General features: G+C 37.8%; 22 protein-coding genes, 1 other RNA gene and 1 other annotated feature. Of the genes, 22 read left to right on the top strand and 1 reads right to left on the bottom strand.

The features are described from left to right. The first annotated feature begins 65 nt into the window (after positions 1–65). The 21 genes from MOO47_RS01785 to MOO47_RS01685 all read left to right on the top strand — a co-directional run bounded on the left by MOO47_RS01785 (position 66) and on the right by MOO47_RS01685 (position 13,809). Positions 66–1,343, top strand: a complete 1,278-nt coding sequence (locus MOO47_RS01785; protein ID WP_249513130.1) for a D-alanyl-D-alanine carboxypeptidase family protein — start codon at positions 66–68, stop codon at positions 1,341–1,343. 69 nt (positions 1,344–1,412) lie between these two features. After that, positions 1,413–2,000: a hypothetical protein gene (locus MOO47_RS01780; RefSeq protein WP_249513129.1), complete on the top strand. Its 588-nt coding sequence runs from the start codon at positions 1,413–1,415 to the stop codon at positions 1,998–2,000. 42 nt (positions 2,001–2,042) lie between these two features. Beyond that, complete coding sequence (rpmG, locus tag MOO47_RS01775; protein ID WP_249513128.1) at positions 2,043–2,192, top strand: 50S ribosomal protein L33; 150 nt, start codon at positions 2,043–2,045, stop codon at positions 2,190–2,192. Positions 2,193–2,203: 11 nt separating this feature from the next. Further along, positions 2,204–2,380 carry a preprotein translocase subunit SecE gene (secE, locus tag MOO47_RS01770; protein ID WP_249513127.1) on the top strand — a complete coding sequence of 59 codons (177 nt, stop codon included), beginning with the start codon at positions 2,204–2,206 and terminating at the stop codon, positions 2,378–2,380. 94 nt (positions 2,381–2,474) lie between these two features. Continuing rightward, positions 2,475–3,011: a transcription termination/antitermination protein NusG gene (gene nusG / locus MOO47_RS01765; protein ID WP_249513126.1), complete on the top strand. Its 537-nt coding sequence runs from the start codon at positions 2,475–2,477 to the stop codon at positions 3,009–3,011. 122 nt (positions 3,012–3,133) lie between these two features. Beyond that, a complete protein-coding gene (rplK, locus tag MOO47_RS01760; protein ID WP_249513125.1) occupies positions 3,134–3,559 on the top strand; it encodes a 50S ribosomal protein L11 in 426 nt (141 codons plus the stop codon). Between the two features lie 91 nt (positions 3,560–3,650). Continuing rightward, complete coding sequence (gene rplA, locus MOO47_RS01755; protein WP_249513124.1) at positions 3,651–4,334, top strand: 50S ribosomal protein L1; 684 nt, start codon at positions 3,651–3,653, stop codon at positions 4,332–4,334. A 17-nt stretch (positions 4,335–4,351) separates the two neighbouring features. Next, positions 4,352–4,470, top strand: a sequence feature (ribosomal protein L10 leader region). A gap of 24 nt (positions 4,471–4,494) precedes the next feature. Further along, the gene (rplJ, locus tag MOO47_RS01750) at positions 4,495–5,004 is read left to right on the top strand and encodes a 50S ribosomal protein L10 (protein WP_249513123.1); all 510 of its coding nucleotides are present in this window, start codon (positions 4,495–4,497) and stop codon (positions 5,002–5,004) included. A 37-nt stretch (positions 5,005–5,041) separates the two neighbouring features. Further along, positions 5,042–5,410, top strand: coding sequence for a 50S ribosomal protein L7/L12 (gene rplL / locus MOO47_RS01745; RefSeq protein ID WP_249513122.1), 369 nt, complete (start codon positions 5,042–5,044; stop codon positions 5,408–5,410). Between the two features lie 504 nt (positions 5,411–5,914). Beyond that, a complete protein-coding gene (locus MOO47_RS01740) occupies positions 5,915–6,523 on the top strand; it encodes a class I SAM-dependent methyltransferase (RefSeq protein ID WP_249513513.1) in 609 nt (202 codons plus the stop codon). Further along, positions 6,516–7,010 carry a tRNA adenosine(34) deaminase TadA gene (gene tadA, locus MOO47_RS01735; RefSeq protein WP_249513121.1) on the top strand — a complete coding sequence of 165 codons (495 nt, stop codon included), beginning with the start codon at positions 6,516–6,518 and terminating at the stop codon, positions 7,008–7,010. The genes MOO47_RS01740 and tadA overlap by 8 nt, the downstream gene beginning before the upstream one ends. A 79-nt stretch (positions 7,011–7,089) precedes the next feature. Continuing rightward, an RNA gene (ffs, locus tag MOO47_RS01730) (signal recognition particle sRNA small type) lies at positions 7,090–7,177 on the top strand. An 83-nt stretch (positions 7,178–7,260) separates the two neighbouring features. Continuing rightward, positions 7,261–8,973, top strand: a complete 1,713-nt coding sequence (dnaX, locus tag MOO47_RS01725; RefSeq protein ID WP_249513120.1) for a DNA polymerase III subunit gamma/tau — start codon at positions 7,261–7,263, stop codon at positions 8,971–8,973. 11 nt (positions 8,974–8,984) lie between these two features. Further along, positions 8,985–9,293 carry a YbaB/EbfC family nucleoid-associated protein gene (locus MOO47_RS01720; RefSeq protein WP_249513119.1) on the top strand — a complete coding sequence of 103 codons (309 nt, stop codon included), beginning with the start codon at positions 8,985–8,987 and terminating at the stop codon, positions 9,291–9,293. Between the two features lie 11 nt (positions 9,294–9,304). Beyond that, a complete protein-coding gene (gene recR, locus MOO47_RS01715; protein ID WP_249513118.1) occupies positions 9,305–9,904 on the top strand; it encodes a recombination mediator RecR in 600 nt (199 codons plus the stop codon). A gap of 69 nt (positions 9,905–9,973) precedes the next feature. Further along, positions 9,974–10,606, top strand: coding sequence for a dTMP kinase (gene tmk / locus MOO47_RS01710; protein ID WP_249513117.1), 633 nt, complete (start codon positions 9,974–9,976; stop codon positions 10,604–10,606). Positions 10,607–10,610: 4 nt separating this feature from the next. Continuing rightward, positions 10,611–10,937 (top strand): cyclic-di-AMP receptor, encoded by a 327-nt coding sequence (locus tag MOO47_RS01705; RefSeq protein ID WP_249513116.1) that lies wholly within the window; start codon positions 10,611–10,613, stop codon positions 10,935–10,937. Further along, positions 10,937–11,869: a hypothetical protein gene (locus MOO47_RS01700; protein ID WP_249513115.1), complete on the top strand. Its 933-nt coding sequence runs from the start codon at positions 10,937–10,939 to the stop codon at positions 11,867–11,869. The genes MOO47_RS01705 and MOO47_RS01700 overlap by 1 nt, the downstream gene beginning before the upstream one ends. 2 nt (positions 11,870–11,871) lie before the next feature. Beyond that, positions 11,872–12,201 (top strand): DNA replication initiation control protein YabA, encoded by a 330-nt coding sequence (locus MOO47_RS01695; protein WP_249513114.1) that lies wholly within the window; start codon positions 11,872–11,874, stop codon positions 12,199–12,201. Continuing rightward, positions 12,201–13,073 (top strand): 16S rRNA (cytidine(1402)-2'-O)-methyltransferase, encoded by an 873-nt coding sequence (gene rsmI / locus MOO47_RS01690; RefSeq protein WP_249513113.1) that lies wholly within the window; start codon positions 12,201–12,203, stop codon positions 13,071–13,073. The genes MOO47_RS01695 and rsmI overlap by 1 nt, the downstream gene beginning before the upstream one ends. A 1-nt stretch (position 13,074) precedes the next feature. Next, positions 13,075–13,809 (top strand): acyl-[acyl-carrier-protein] thioesterase, encoded by a 735-nt coding sequence (locus MOO47_RS01685; protein WP_249513112.1) that lies wholly within the window; start codon positions 13,075–13,077, stop codon positions 13,807–13,809. A 33-nt stretch (positions 13,810–13,842) separates the two neighbouring features. Here the strand turns inward: MOO47_RS01685 and MOO47_RS01680 are convergent, their stop codons facing one another. Beyond that, positions 13,843–14,490, bottom strand: a complete 648-nt coding sequence (locus tag MOO47_RS01680) for an HD domain-containing protein (protein ID WP_249513111.1) — start codon at positions 14,488–14,490, stop codon at positions 13,843–13,845. Between the two features lie 308 nt (positions 14,491–14,798). On the opposite strand from MOO47_RS01680, the gene MOO47_RS01675 reads away from it, so the two are divergent. Beyond that, positions 14,799–16,004, top strand: coding sequence for a NupC/NupG family nucleoside CNT transporter (locus MOO47_RS01675; protein WP_249513110.1), 1,206 nt, complete (start codon positions 14,799–14,801; stop codon positions 16,002–16,004). Positions 16,005–16,094 lie beyond the last annotated feature (90 nt).

Below are 16,094 nucleotides of genomic sequence, written 5' to 3'. Positions count from 1 at the left end.
TTATTATTAGTCTGATCGGGATAATCAGTGCTTGTCATAACAATCAGCTGACCAATCAGTTAAATTTGAAACATAGCGAGTATTTGTTAGCTAAAGGGCATTTAAAGCAAGCTAAAAAAGAACTTCACAAAATACCACTCAAAAAAGCAGCAACGATTTATCAACAAATTGGCGAGTTACAAGAGACGCAACAAGCCTTTAATCAAGGTGATTTTAAAACCGCACAACACAAAATCACACAATTGCAACGACAAAAAACGCCAGAAATTTTGCAGCAACGCTCCGCGGATATTGCCCAATTACTCCAGCAAAAAAATTTAGCAGCTTTCAAGGATCAACCACAGGCTTCACCCATTGTCAATAACCCTATTTTTGCTCAGTATATTTTTGCAGGTATACTAGTAGATCAAGATAGCGGGCAAATTTTATGGCAAAAGACAGCACAAGATGCTTTGCCAGTAGCTTCAATGTCTAAATTGTTAGCCCTTTACACGGTCTATAACACCATTACTAGTAAGCACCTTTCCTTAAAAACACCGATTACTGCACCTGTCATCTTGACTAACTTGAAAGACAAAAAAGATTTGACTAATGCTCATTTGCAAGTTGGACAAACTTATTCACTCCAATCGTTACTAGATGCTAGTTTAGTAGCTAGTGCTAATGATGCAATGATGACCATCGGTGAATATTTGTATGGTAGCCAAGAAAATTTTGTGCAAAAAATGATTGCCGCGGCTAAACAAATGGGCTTGCAACAATGTCAATTGGTTAATGCAACAGGATTGCCGGTGAGTGTAGATGCTAGTGTTAATAATAATCCGCGGGTTACAGTTACGGAAAATAAAATTAGCGCGCATGATATGGTAATTATTGTGCACCATTTAATTAATAAATATCCAGAAATTTTGTCCATAGCTCAAAAAGATACTGTTAATATTGCAGGACATACTTTAGCTAATACTAATGAATTATTGCCTAGACAAAAATATGCTACCAAAGCTTATCAAGTAACGGGGTTAAAAACCGGAACTGGCAAGCAAGCTGGTTGTTGTTTGGTGGTTACCGCAAATTTGCATAAGCGTAAAGTTATATTGGTTTTATTAAATGCGTCGACGAATGATCAACGTTTTATACAAGCACGCCAATTACTAGATTATTGTGACCAGCATTTGCAAGTACAAGCAATAGATCAATTGAGTCCCAAAACCATAATTTGGGTAAATCATGATTCTATGACTAACTTCAAGGCTGCTTATCAGGTGGATGTTTTACATTCCAAGGTCCAAGTAAAGCGCCAAGTTCAAAATCGGTATTACAATATGCCAATGATAAATTACTAAATAAACGCTTGTTCGGTTATCAAAAAAGATCCCATTTGTTAAAATGAGGCAATCAGCTAGTATAATTACATGGGGACAGCCCAACTTTTGTTGCAAGAGGCTGAATGGATTGCGCAAGTGCGTGATAGCAATGATTCAGCTGCTTTAGAAAACCTAGTCCAAAAATATTTTCCATTAATTGAACGTTTGCGCCAAATGTATCGGTTGCAGTTATTTGAGCGGGAAGATTGGTATCAAGAAGCTCGTTTAGTTTGTTTTTCAACGTGTTTATTATTCGACGATCAACAAGGTTCGCGTTTTGGTAGTTTTTATAAAATGCGATTAAAAAACCATATTACTAATTTATTGCGACAGCAGGCAGCTTTTAAGCGCCGTTCTAATGTTAATTCAATCTCAATGGACAACTTAGTGGAACAAAATCCTGATTTAGAATCTGATTGGCGGATTTTTGCTCACGGACAAGCTGAATTGGAATTATTACATTTAGAATTTAACAAGTTCATCAAAAAATTGTCATTAGTTGAAGTCAAATCTTTGAATCTGCTTTTGCATGATAAGGTTGTAGATAATGAGCAGCATTTTCGAGTACAACAAGCAGTGAGTCGAAGTCGTCATAAATTATTTGAATTTTATCAACATTACAGTATTGACACATGATTTATTAACCTGTATAGTCAGAAAAAGATATAGGTGGTTATTTTGCAAAAGCGAAAAATAATTTTAGTATGTAGTCGATGTGGAGTCAGTAATTATCGTACGATGTTGAGTGGTGAGCATAAAGAACGTTTACGTCTCCAAAAATATTGTCCATATTGCAAGCAACATGTGGTGCATGAAGAAACTAGATAGAAGGTTATAAGATGAAGTTTTTAAAGAGTGTTAAAGAAGAAATGAAATTGGTTCAATGGCCGACTGCCAAAGAAAATCGTCATGATACGCTGACTGTTATTTTGACAACTTTCATGTTTTCCATCTTTTTGGGACTTTGTGACTGGATCTTCGCTAAACTGGTCACTAGCTTTGCAATGCACAAATAATTTGTAGTTTAAACAAAAATTTGCTATATTAAAATTATGTATGACAGAAAAACTTCGTGTGAGCGAGGTTTTTTTATTTTAAAGGAGAGTAACAATGGCAGATAAATTATGGTATGTTTTGCATACTTATTCTGGTTATGAAAATCGCGTTAAGGAAAATTTGGAATCTCGGGCGCAGTCAATGGGCATGGAAGATTATATTTTTCAAGCTGTAGTTCCTGAAGAAGAAGAAACAGAAAATAAAAATGGTCAAATTAAGACTGAACTTAAAAAAACATTTCCAGGTTATGTACTCGTTGAAATGGTGATGTCTGATGAATCTTGGTTTGTGGTGCGAAATACACCGGGAGTAACTGGTTTTGTCGGTAGTCACGGTGCTGGTAGTAAGCCGGCACCGTTATTACCAGAAGAAGCTGACAATATTTTGCGCAGTATGAAAGCCAATCAAACTAGCTATGATATTGATTTAGAGGTTGGCGAGTTTGTCAAGATTGCTAATGGTGCTTTTGCGGGCATGGAAGGTAAAGTAACTGATATTAATAATGAACAAGGCAAAGTTAAAGTGGAAGTTAATATGTTTGATCGATTAACCGAAACCGAATTAGATTACGATAAAGTCCAACGCGTATAATTTGACTTGTTGTTGATGATAATTGATGCTATAATCACTTAGTGTGTCATTTGACATGTCTGTGGGAGGGAAAATATTATTCCCATCTTTTACCACATCACGGACTTAAGGAGGTATGTACCGTGGCTAAAAAAATTGCAAATGTTGTTAAGTTGCAAATCCCTGGTGGAGCAGCAACTCCAGCACCTCCAGTTGGTCCTGCATTAGGACAAGCTGGTATTAATATCGTTGAATTTACGAAAGATTTCAACGCGCGCACAGCTGATCAAAAAGGAATGGTTATTCCTGTTGTCATCACTGTGTATGAAGATCGTTCTTTTGAATTTGTTACCAAGACTCCCCCGGCAGCTGTGTTATTAATGCAAGCAGCTGGTGTGAAGAAGGGTTCCGGAAATCCTCGTGATGAAAAGGTAGCTAAGGTTACTAAAGATCAAGTCAAAGAAATTGCTGAAACTAAGTTAAAGGACTTGAATGCTAACGACGTGGAAGCAGCAATGCGCATGGTTGAAGGTACTGCAAGAAGTATGGGCTTCACAGTCGAAGGCTAATTTCATAATTTGAAGCTAATTGCCCAAAAGGCTTGTCAAAGTGGGAGGGGTAAAACCCCACTTGACCACAATCACAAGGAGGAACTAACACGTGGCTAAACATGGAAAGAAATATTTAGAAGCTGCTAAACAAGTTGATTCTAGCAAATTGTACGAACCAAAAGCAGCAATTGAATTATTACAAAAAATCAATTACGCTAACTTTGATGCAACAGTCGAAGTAGCTTATAACTTGAACTTAGATACTAAACAAGCTGATCAACAAATTCGAGGTGCAATGGTTTTGCCTAATGGTACCGGTAAAACTCAGCGTGTCGTCGTATTTGCTGAAGGCGATCAAGCTAAAGAAGCTGAAGCAGCAGGTGCTGACTTTGTTGGCGCTGATGACTTAGTGGACAAGATTAGTGATGGCTGGTTAGATTTTGATGTTGTTGTCGCAACACCAAAAATGATGGCTAAAGTTGGTCGTTTAGGACGCGTTTTGGGACCTAAAGGTTTAATGCCGAACCCTAAGACGGGTACCGTTACGATGGATGTTACTAAAGCTGTGCAAGACATTAAAGCTGGACAAGTAACTTACCGTGCTGATGCTCAAGGTTTAATTCATGCACCATTAGGTAAAGTATCTTTCAGTACTGATAAGCTAGTTGAAAACTTTAATGCTTTCAATGCTGTTGTTTTAAAGGCTCGTCCTGCAACAGTTAAAGGTCAATATGTTAAATCCGTTAACTTGACTTCAACATTTGGTCCTGGTGTCAAAGTTTCCTTTGACTAAGACATTAATTAATGTTAAATTATCATAATGAACTACCTAAGACTCAGGTGGCTGTTGCCTTAATATCCTGCCGAGGCTAGATGCTGAACAAGTTGGGCATTGTGTCTTGGACATGATGTCCTTTAATTTTAGGTAGAAATAATTATGGAGGTGAAATCAAGTGAAAGATGCAGTTCTTAAATTAAAACAAGAATTAGTTGATGAAGTTGCTGATAAGATGACTCGTGCACAATCAGTGATCGTTGTTGACTATTTAGGACTTGACGTTGCGCAAGTAACTGACTTACGTCATCAATTACACGAAGCTGACGTAGAAATGAAAGTTATCAAAAACTCCATTTTGCGTCGTGCAGCTCAAAAAGCTGGTTTTGAAGGTTTAGATGAAGTCTTTACTGGTCCAACAGCTGTTGCATTTTCATACGAAGATCCGATTGTTGCTGCTAAAACGATTTCTAAATTTGCTGAAGATGCAGATGTATTAGAAATCAAAGGTGGCGTCATCGAAGGCGAAGTTCAAAGCTTAGCCAAGATTGATGAATATGCTCACATGCCAAGTCAAGACGAATTGTTGGCAACTCTTGCTTCAATGTTGCAAGATCCTGTCCGCAAAGTTGCTTATGCACTTCAAGCTATCATTGACAAAAACAATGAAGATGGCGACGCTGCTTAATTAATTATTAAATTACAAACTCATTGGAGGAATAAAAATGGCTTTCGATAAAGACTCAATTATCGCTTCCTTAAAAGAAGCAAGCATTTCTGATTTAAACGACTTAGTAAAGGCTATCGAAGAAGAATTTGATGTTTCAGCTGCTGCTCCAGTTGCAGTTGCTGGTGCTGCTGGTGGCGATGCTGCTGCAGCAAAAGACGAATTCGACGTTGAATTGACTGAAGTAGGTCAAGAAAAAGTTAAGGTCATCAAGGCTGTTCGTGAAATCACAGGTTTAGGCTTGAAAGATTCCAAAGACTTGGTTGACAAAGCACCTTCTGTTGTTAAAGAAGGCGTAGCTCAAGCTGATGCTGACGAAATGAAAGCAAAACTTGAAGAAGTTGGCGCAAGCGTAACTTTGAAATAATCATTATAAATGATTGTCAAACACAACTACAATTTAGTGGTTGTGTTTTTTTGTGTTTGAAAAACTAAGAAGAAAATTACTTAATGCGACTTTTAATAGATAAGTGCCTTAAAGCTAATTTTTCTTTTGATAAAGATAGTATCAAAGATGTGAACGATGATTTTGTTAGTTGTCAAAATAGCAGCAAACTAGATTAATGTTGAGGTTGTGATGATTAAGTGGTTGATAACTATTTGTGCAGTTGTGAGTTTTACTGGTGGATTACTTATTTATGTCATTTTATTTAAAGCTGTTTAATTTGGTAAAGCTAAACCAGAATTCTAGTTTAGCTTTTTGTGCTGGAGAGCGCTGTGAAAATAGTAGATTAATTAATCAATCCTTAAACAAAGCAGTTGCCAAGTAGAAAATAGCTGAGTAAAATAATAATAGCTTTAATCATTAATCGGCATTATTCTAGCCTAGACGATGTTTTTAAATTAAATCAATATGTATAAGGATGATTTTGTGGCAGAACAATATTTTACTAGTCAACCAACCACCGACCATGCGTATCAAAATTTTACATTCAACTTACGTCAACAAGAATTGCAATTTACTACAGATAGCGGTGTTTTTTCCAAGCAGACTGTGGATTATGGCACACGCGCTTTATTAGCAGCCATGGATTTAAGTAATTTACCGGAGGGGGCTTTACTAGACTTAGGGTGTGGCTATGGTCCGATTGGCTTAACTTTAGCCAAAGAAACGCAGCGCCAAGTTACTATGGTAGATGTTAATGAGCGCGCGGTGGCGCTAGCGCAAAAAAATGCTACAGCTAATCGTATCAATAATGTCCACATTAGCATCTCGGATATTTATCAACAGGTAGTCACAACTGATTTTGCCGCTATTTATATTAATCCGCCGATTCGTGCTGGCAAAAAAGTGATCACAACGATGCTGACTCAGGCGCCACAGCATCTGCAAAAAGGTGGTCAACTATGGATTGTGGTACAGAAAAAACAAGGAGCGTCTTCCTACCAAAAAATCATGCAGCAAGCTTTTGGCAACGCGACGATTGTAGCGCGTGACAAGGGTTATTATGTGATTCAGAGTGTAAAAAATCATGATTGAAGAACTTTATTCTTCCACTGAACTGGAATTTTTTATGCAAGAAGCTATTAAAGTTGCTCATAAAGCCCAAGCTTTAGCTGAAGTGCCCATTGGTGCGGTAATTGTGGACGATCAAACTAAAAAAATTATTGCCACAGGCTACAATCGCCGTGAGATGCAGCAAAATAGTCTAGCACATGCAGAATTAATTGCAATTGAACAAGCTTGTCAACAATTAGGCAGCTGGCGTTTAGAAAATTGTTCTATTTTTGTAACCCTGGAACCTTGTGCGATGTGTGCTGGTGCAATTATTAACAGTCGATTGCGCAATGTTGTTTTTGGCGCTTTCGACCCTAAAGCTGGTTCACTGGGATCTTTAGTAAATTTATTTACTTTGCCGTATAATCACCATCCTAATTTATATAGTGGGATTTTAGAAAGGCAATGTGCCAATTTGTTAACCAACTTTTTTCGCGAAATCCGCCGCCGCCAAAGAGAACGTAAATAATGATTAGAATTAATCTTTATTTTACAGATTGAAGTCTTGCCAACCAAGCCCTAATATCCTATAATTATAGGTGCCGTAAGGCCGGAGGCAATGGTTGGCTTACGAATCGTGTCAGGTTCGAGAGAAAGCAGCACTAAGTATGTTTGATCATGTGCCTTTTGATATGACTTTTAACACTCTTAGCTTTCGAGCTAGGAGTTTTTTAATATCTGCTACAATAATTTGTAATAGGTTCAGAAGGGAGTAAATAATGGCTTATCAAGCTTTGTATCGTGTCTGGCGACCGCAAACTTTTGAGGATGTTACTGGGCAAAGTGCTATTACGCAAACTTTAAAAAATGCCGTAGCGACTGATCAAGTCAGTCATGCTTATTTATTTACAGGCTCGCGGGGCACGGGAAAAACTTCGTGCGCCAAAATTTTGGCCAAAGCTGTTAATTGTCCCCAACAACAAGCTGGTGAGCCATGTAACCAATGTGCGATTTGTCAGGCAATTAATGCAGGCAGCCTAAATGATGTTTTGGAAATTGACGCTGCTTCTAATAATGGCGTGGAACAAATTCGTGATATTCGTGACAAGGTTAAATATGCTCCCACCCAAGCTGAATATAAGGTTTATATTATTGATGAAGTCCATATGTTATCCACTGGAGCGTTCAATGCCCTTTTAAAAACTTTAGAAGAACCTCCTGCCAAAGTTATTTTTATTTTAGCGACTACAGAACCGCAAAAAATTCCAGCGACAATTATTTCGCGAACGCAGCGCTTTGATTTTCGGCGGATTCCAACGAGTGACTTAATTGCGCGCATGGAATTCATTTTAAAAGAAAAAGAGTTAGATTATGATGTTAAAGGTGTGCAACTAATTGCCCAGGCTGCTCAAGGTGGTATGCGAGATGCTTTAAGTATGCTTGATCAAGCACTTGCCTTGGACTTGCAGAAATTAACTTTAGCTAATGCGTTACAAGTAACGGGAGCTTTAGATGAGCAACAATTAGTGGCTTATTTTCAAGCTGTTTTTATCAAAGATGCAGCTAAAAGTTTACAAAATTTGCATGACATTATGAATAGTGGTCGTTCAGCACTGCGTTTTTGTGATTCTGTGATTGAAGTGGCGCGCGATTTATTGTTGACAAAGTCAGACCCGAATTTAATTGATGCTGCACAATCATTAGTTTTGCCAGAAACTTTAATGCAATTGCAAGAACAAGTCACTAAGCAACAGTTATATACTATTATTACGCAAGTTTCTCAAACCCAACAAGATTTAAAAAATGCTGATCGTCCGTTGATTTATTTAGAAGTTTTGACAGTGCAATTAGTGGAAGCCATGCAACCTGCTCCTGCTGTAGAAGGCACTGATACATCTGCAGATTTACAAGTCAAAGAATTACAACAAAAAATTACATCATTGCAAGAGCAAGTTACTGCTTTACAAAACGATGAAGTCAAAGAGACAAAACCGATGGCATCCACGACATCAAAAAAAGTTAAGCCTGCGCCAAAAAATAAAGCCGTTCATGTTGATCAAGTGAAAATTAATCAAATTTTACAGCAAGCTACTAGAAAAGCTTTAAATCAAGTACAAGATTGTTGGCCGGATTTGATGAGCATGTTGAACGTAACGCAAAAAGCGGTGATGAAAGTTTCCAAGCCTGTTGCTGCTAGTGCTGATGGTGTAATTGTGGCATTTGATTATGCGGTTTGGTTTGAGCGGGTGATGAGCAATCAAGAAATGATGACAATGCTCAAAACAAACCTGGATCGATTGTTGCAAAACGATGCTGATGTTATATTAGTAGCAGCAGAAGATTGGCCAAAAATTCGCCAAAAGTTTTTACAAAATCATGAAATGCCCATAGCTGCGCCAGATGATCCACAAGAAAAGCAAGCAACCAGTAATTTAGTTGAACAGGCACAAAATTTATTTGGCACTGATTTGGTTGAAGTTAAACATGATTAAAGGAGAAAATAATGAAACCACAATTTCCAGGAAATATGCAGAATATGATTAAGCAGGCTCAAAAACTGCAAAAAGATATGGCACAAGCCCAAGAACAATTAAATCAAACTGATTTTGTTGGTAAAAGTGCTGATGATGCAGTTGTGGCAACATTTAGCGGTGCACGTCAATTGAAGGATTTACAAATTAAACCAGAGGCGCTAGATCCTGATGATCCAGATATGTTGCAGGATTTGATTATTATGGCGGTTAATAGTGCAATGACACAAATTGATCAACAAGCAGAACAGACTTTAGGTAAATATACACCAGGATTTTAAGGGGTGAGCGGATGCAATATCCAAAACCAGTAACACGTTTAATTGAATCTTATATGAAATTGCCAGGTATTGGTGAAAAAACGGCTACACGCTTAGCTTTTTTTACCATTAATATGGATCAAGAAGATGTTGGCGAGTTTTCCCAAGCCTTGCAAGAAGTGCAAACTAAATTACATTATTGTCATATTTGTGGCAATATTACCGATCAAGAGCCTTGTGAGATTTGTGCTAATGAACAACGTGATCAAACGCAAATCTTGGTTGTAGAACAGCCTAAAGATATTATGGCTTTAGAAAATATGCATAGCTATAATGGTTTGTATCACGTTTTAGGCGGTGTTTTATCGCCTGTCAATGGTATTGGTCCAGATGATTTGCGGATTAAGCAATTAGTGGAACGCTTACAGCATGATGATTTAATAACTGAAGTTATTGTAGCAACTAATGCCACTTCAGAAGGTGAAGCTACTGCAATGTATTTGGCAAAACTGATTAAGCCGGCGCAGATTAAAGTAACACGTTTAGCGCATGGCTTGGCGGTCGGCGCCGATATTGAATACGCTGACCAAATGACTCTGCAGCGAGCAGTTGATGGGCGTCAGCAAATTTAGAAAAAGCTACCACTTAGGTAGGCTTTTTTTGTAAAATGAGATTATCAATTTTAGAAAGTAGGAAACGCAGTGGCAGGAATTTTTATTTCGCTAGAAGGTCCCGATGGTTCGGGAAAATCCACCGCCGCTCAAGCGCTGGTACCTTTGTTAGAAGAACGAACACATAAAACAGTCTTATTGACGCGCGAGCCTGGTGGCAGTATTATTTCTGAAAAAATAAGAGCAATTATTTTAGATAACGATAATACGGAGATGGACGCGTGGACGGAAGCTTTATTGTATGCTGCGCAAAGACGCCAGCACTTAACAGATGTTATTTTACCGGCTTTAGCAGCTGATAAGATTGTGCTCAGCGATCGCTATGTGGATAGTTCCGTTGCTTATCAAGGTGCAGGGCGGCAACTAGGAATGGATAAGATTGCTAGCTTAAATGAATTTGCTACACAACAAGTGATGCCTGCTTTGACACTTTATTTTGATTTGGATCCTAAAATTGGGCTTCAACGTATTCAAAAAAGTACCGCGTTAACACCTGATCGCTTGGAACAAGAAGATTGGTTGTTTTATCAACGCGTGCAAACAGGTTACTCACAGATATGTCAACAAAATCCAGAGCGAATCAAAAAAATTGCTGCGCAGCAAAAGCCGGAAGATGTTGTCGCTGATAGTCTTTCGACTATTTTAGATTTTATGAAGGGGTAAGAAAATGAAATTAGTTATTGCTGTTGTTCAAGATAAAGATCATGCTCGTTTGAGAAAGGCTTTGACAGCTGCTAAGATTCAGTCGACGCGTTTATCTACAACCGGAAGTTTCTTGCGAAATGGTAATTCTACTTTTATGATGGGAATTGAAGATGAAGTTTTACCTGAGCTATTAGCGATTATCAAAGAAAATTCGCAAGCACGTCATGAATTTATTTCAACAGCAATTGCCACAAGCATGTTGGGAGAATTGCCAGAGCAGCCGATTGAAGTAGCCGTCGGTGGTGCTACGGTATTTATAATGCCAATGGATCAGATGGTGCATTTTTGATGACAATTGTCCAAGAGCAACCACAAATTACCGCTGAACTAGCAAAGACAATCACAACGCAGCATGTAGTTCATGCCTATTTATTCACAGGCTCTAATCAAGCACAGGTGCAGCGCGTGGGGATATGGTTCATGCAAGCTTTATTTTGTCCGCACGCTAAAGAAGGGTATCCTTGTCTGCAATGTAATTTTTGTCAACGTATTCAAAATAATGATTTTCCTGATGTTTTGACTTTAGCAACTGATAAAAAAAGTTTAGGAGTGGATGATATTCGGGAAGCTAAGCGTGAGTTAGAGCAAACTAGCGTTGAGGCATCGGGACGAATTCTACTGATCAAGCAAGCAGAAAAATTGACTACTAGTGCTGCTAATAGTTTATTAAAATTTCTGGAAGATCCTGTTGGCAAAGTCACCGCCTTGTTGCTGACGAAAAGTGTCATAGCAGTATTACCGACGATTCAATCAAGGGTGCAAATCTTATCACTGGCAGATAGTGTTGATACCAATTTACAAGTTGATTTACAGGAAAAAGGCTATTCTGATAATGATTTAACTATTATTCAGCAAGCCCATTTAGAAGATGAGCTAATGGCGAATATTGCTGGGGATAAATTTAAGCAACTTAAGCAAGTGGCACAAACTTGGGTACAACAATTAGCTCATAATCCGTGGCAAGCTTTTATTGCCGTAAGTACGACAATTTTACCTGCTGTGGAAAATCGCTTACAGCAACAGTTATTGTTGAGTTTAATGGAATGGTATTTTTCTCAACAGTTGAATCAAGCGGTTGATGATCATGTGAAGTTGCAGTGGGCTAAGCAAATAACGATGGCTTTTTTGCATGCGAAACAATTGTGGACAGCGAATGTCAGTTTACAAAATAGTTTAGAACAACTAGCTTTACAGGCGACAAATCTAAGCAAGCGAGGTTGATTATGGAGCAAAAAGATTATTATGCTAAATTCGAAGAGCTGCAACAGTCTTCACAGGATTTAACACGAAAATTAATTGAAATGAAAGATATTATCTCGCACATTTTGGAAGAAAATGCCGAGTTTAAAATTGAAAATGATCATTTGCGTCAGCGTTTAGCGGAAATTGATAATGACAAAACCACTCCGCAATTACCTGAAGCACGGCGAACTCTAGAAAAATTATATGAAGAAGGTTTTCATGTCTGTACTGTGATGTATGGCGCGCACCGAGAAAATAAAGAAGAATGTGCTTTTTGTTTAGATGTTATTTATGGTGAGCGGGGTGTGTAATGATTGCTGAAATGAGTAGTTTTCAACAAAGCAATTCGGGTAGCTTATTTTTGGTGCCCACGCCTATTGGTAATTTGCAGGATATGAGTCCGCGTGCTGTGGCTACTTTAAATGAAGTGGACTTGATTGCAGCTGAAGATACGCGTAATACGCAAAAATTGTTAAATCATTTTCAAATTAAAACCAAACAGCTTAGTTTTCATGAGCACAATACGCAACAACGTTTACCTGAGTTACTCCAAAAGTTGCAGGCGGGTTTGAATATTGCCCAAGTTAGCGATGCAGGGATGCCTTCCATCAGTGATCCAGGGCAAGAATTGGTTGCTTTATGTATTGAAAAGCAGATCCCGGTCATTCCCTTACCAGGGCCTAATGCGGCATTAACGGCTTTAATTGCTTCTGGCCTATTGCCCCAACCTTTTTATTTTTATGGCTTTTTACCGCGTAAAAGTAGCGCTGTGCGCCAAGAATTAGCCAAATTGGCAGAATTAACAGCAACTTTTATTTTGTATGAATCACCTTATCGCATCAAGAAAACCTTACAGGCTTTACAAAATGCAGTTGGGGATCAGCGTCAAGTGGTGCTAGCACGCGAACTAACTAAGGTACACGAAGCTTTTTTGCGAGGCAGTGTAGCGCAGGTGCAAGAATATTTTAGCCAGCATGAACCGCGTGGCGAATATGTGATCATAGTACAAGCCAAGCCTGCTGCTTTGGTAAATATGACTATTACCGATGAAAAATTGGTGGATTTAGTTACAAAACAAATTAAGCAAGGGCAAAAGCCCAATGCCGCTATCAAAGAAATTGCCCAACAATATCAGCTACCGCGTAAGCATGTTTATGATGTTTATCATGGATTGGAGAAATAAGATGACAGTACCTACTTATACTGAACGGCAAACCATTCAGTTTTATAGCACGAATTCCACGAAAGATATGAATTTGTCTGCTCTATTTAATATTATTTTGGCAGTTTCAGAACATCAATTGCATGCTGCAGGTATTGACTCCCAGCAAATGGTCGCCCGTGGTTTTGGCTGGGTGGTAACTAAATATCATCTAGAAGTAACGCGTTTTCCTCAATTAGATGAGCAGATTATTATTACGACAACTGCTGACAGCTACAATAAATTCTTTTGCTATCGCTCATTTATTGTGCAAGATACTGCTAATAATGAATTATTACGCTTAACCAGCAATTGGATTATGTTGCGCATACAAGATCGGAAAATGGTGAGCATTGATCCAGAAATTATGGCACAACTAGGCTGCCCTTATTCGGCAAATATTCAACGTTTTCCAAGACTAGATATTGTGGAATATCCTGTGGAAGCTAAAACTTATCGAACCCGCTTTTTTGATATTGATGTCAATGGGCACGTTAACAATTCTATTTATTTGGACTGGATGTTGGATGCATTATCGATGGAATTTTTGCGCACACATCAAATAGCAACCTTAGATATTAAATACGATCGCGAAGTACAATATGGAGATATTGTGCAGAGCAAATGTTTACTAGATGACAATATTTCTCATCATCAAATTGAGTCTAATACAGGTGCTAACGCCCAAGCACAGATTAAATGGCAAGATCGAAAATAAACGCTTCTATTAATTGATAGAAGCGTTTATTTATTAAAAGTTCCATTCAGCTAAAAATTCTGTCAAAAATTGTTGCATATATTGTTTTCTTTTTTGTGCTAGCTTTAACCCTGCAGGAGTATTCATTTGATAAGCTAATAATAATAGTTTTTCATAAAAATGATTAATTGTGGTTGTTGAATGTTTGCGATATTGCTTTTTATTAGTTAATTTTTGGCAAGGAATAGTCGGATCATAAATGGCTTGACTATTTTTGCCACCATAAGCAAAGGCACGCGCAATTCCGATAGCGCCTAGAGCATCTAAACGATCTGCATCTTGGACGTATTGCCCCCATAATGGTAACTTCCAATGGTGCTGTAAATTAGCAGCATAACTTAAATGTTGACTGACGCTTAAAATTTGTTTTTGTTGTTTAGTAGCAAAACCAGTTTTTTGTAGGATAATTTGCACTTGTTCTTGAGCGGTTGCTAGATCTGAAATTAGTTTGTCATCCAAAGTATCATGCAAATACCCTGTGGCTAAAATCAGTGGTTCAACATTTTGCTCGACTGCTACTTGGTCTTGTTGGTATAATTGCCAAGCGGTGTTGGCAACCCGTTGAGCATGGTAAAAATCATGACCACTGCTATCAAAATGTAAAATTTTTTGTGCGTAAGAAATAATAAGTTGTAAATCCATGAAAAGCCCTTTCGCTATAGTTAGTGAATTTAAAGCCGTCAGCGTTTGTTAGTATCAATATATTATCACAATTTAAATTAAAGCTGTGTGAGGGCAATTGAGCAATCTTATCATGGCGTATTGCAGTTATATTTTGCTTATAGTGTTTGCTAAAAATAAAAAACTTTTCCTGACAGTAGCAAATATAAAATTTCTTTAAAATTATAAAGAAAATCTTTATTGCTAGAGCTTCAAAAAAATGTATTATATTTAATAAGGTTCAGGTTATATGGTTGTTGTCATACTTGTTTTAGGAAAATGGAGGAGCTATGTTTTTAGCAATTAATATTTTAGGTTTGCTAGTTTTTATCGCAGTAGCGTATTTGTTCTCGAAAAATCGGAAAGCTATTCATTGGCGCTCCATCTTGGTTATGTTGGTAATTAATTTGGTGATTGCCGGTTTTTTAACAATATTTCCCATCGGACGAACAATTGTTTCAGGTGCGGCTGCTGGCTTTAATGCCTTAGTTCAAGTTGCTTACACGGGAATTGCTTTTGCAGTGCCTAGTATGGTACATGTGAAGAAGATGGACTTTTTAATCAGTGTTTTGATGCCTATATTGTTGATTGTGCCATTATTTGATATTTTGACTTATATTGGTTTTTTACCTTGGGCTATCAAATGGATCGGTCGTGGTCTTGCTAAGATCACTGGTCAGCCGAAGTTTGAATCATTTTTCTCGGTAGAAATGATGTTTTTGGGTAATACGGAAGCTTTAGCAGTGTCAGGTTTACAATTAAATAAAATGACGAAAGAACGTAATTTAACAGTGGCTATGATGTCCATGAGTTGTATTACGGCTTCCATCGTCGGTGCTTATACCAAGCTGGTGCCTGGACAATATGTGTTGACGGCGATTCCAGTCAATATTATCAATGCGATTATTGTCACAAATATCTTGAATCCAGTCAGTGTGCAACCAGAAGACGATGTCATTGCCACTATGAAAGATGACGATCAATCTGAAGAAAGAGAACCATTTTTCTCATTTTTAGGTGATTCAATCGCAGCTTCGGGTAAATTGATCTTGATCATTTTTGCTAATGTTGTTGCTTTTGTTGCGTTGGCTGCCTTAGCAGACAAAATATTAGGCTTGATTCATCCATGGTTAAGCTTAGAACATATTTTAGGTATTGTGATGTTCCCATTTGCTTGGTTAATGGGCTTAAATCCTAGCGACGCTTTTCAATTGGCACAGTACATGGGAACCAAACTAGTCACTAATGAATTTGTCGTCATGGGTGATATTGCTAAGTCTATTAGGTCGTTTGCTCCACATTATCAAGCTGTTATTACTGTTTTTCTAACTTCGTTTGCTAACTTATCAACCATTGGAATGATAATCGGAGCTTATAAAGATTTAGTAGATCGCGAAAAAAATAATTATATTGCTAAAAATATTGGCTTATTATTAATTTCGGGAATTTTAGTTTCACTGATGTCGGCAGCCACTGTAGGTTTGTTTGTGTGGTAAAATGACATCTTGTTGAAGCCTTGAAAACTTGTTTTTCAGGCTTTATTTTTTTGGTTATAATCTGAGTGTTACTTGCTTTAAAAATTCAGA

The organism is Bombilactobacillus thymidiniphilus (assembly GCF_023380245.1).
Taxonomy (GTDB): Bacteria; Bacillota; Bacilli; order Lactobacillales; family Lactobacillaceae; genus Bombilactobacillus; species Bombilactobacillus thymidiniphilus.
This window is presented reverse-complemented; position numbering and strand designations above follow the sequence as displayed.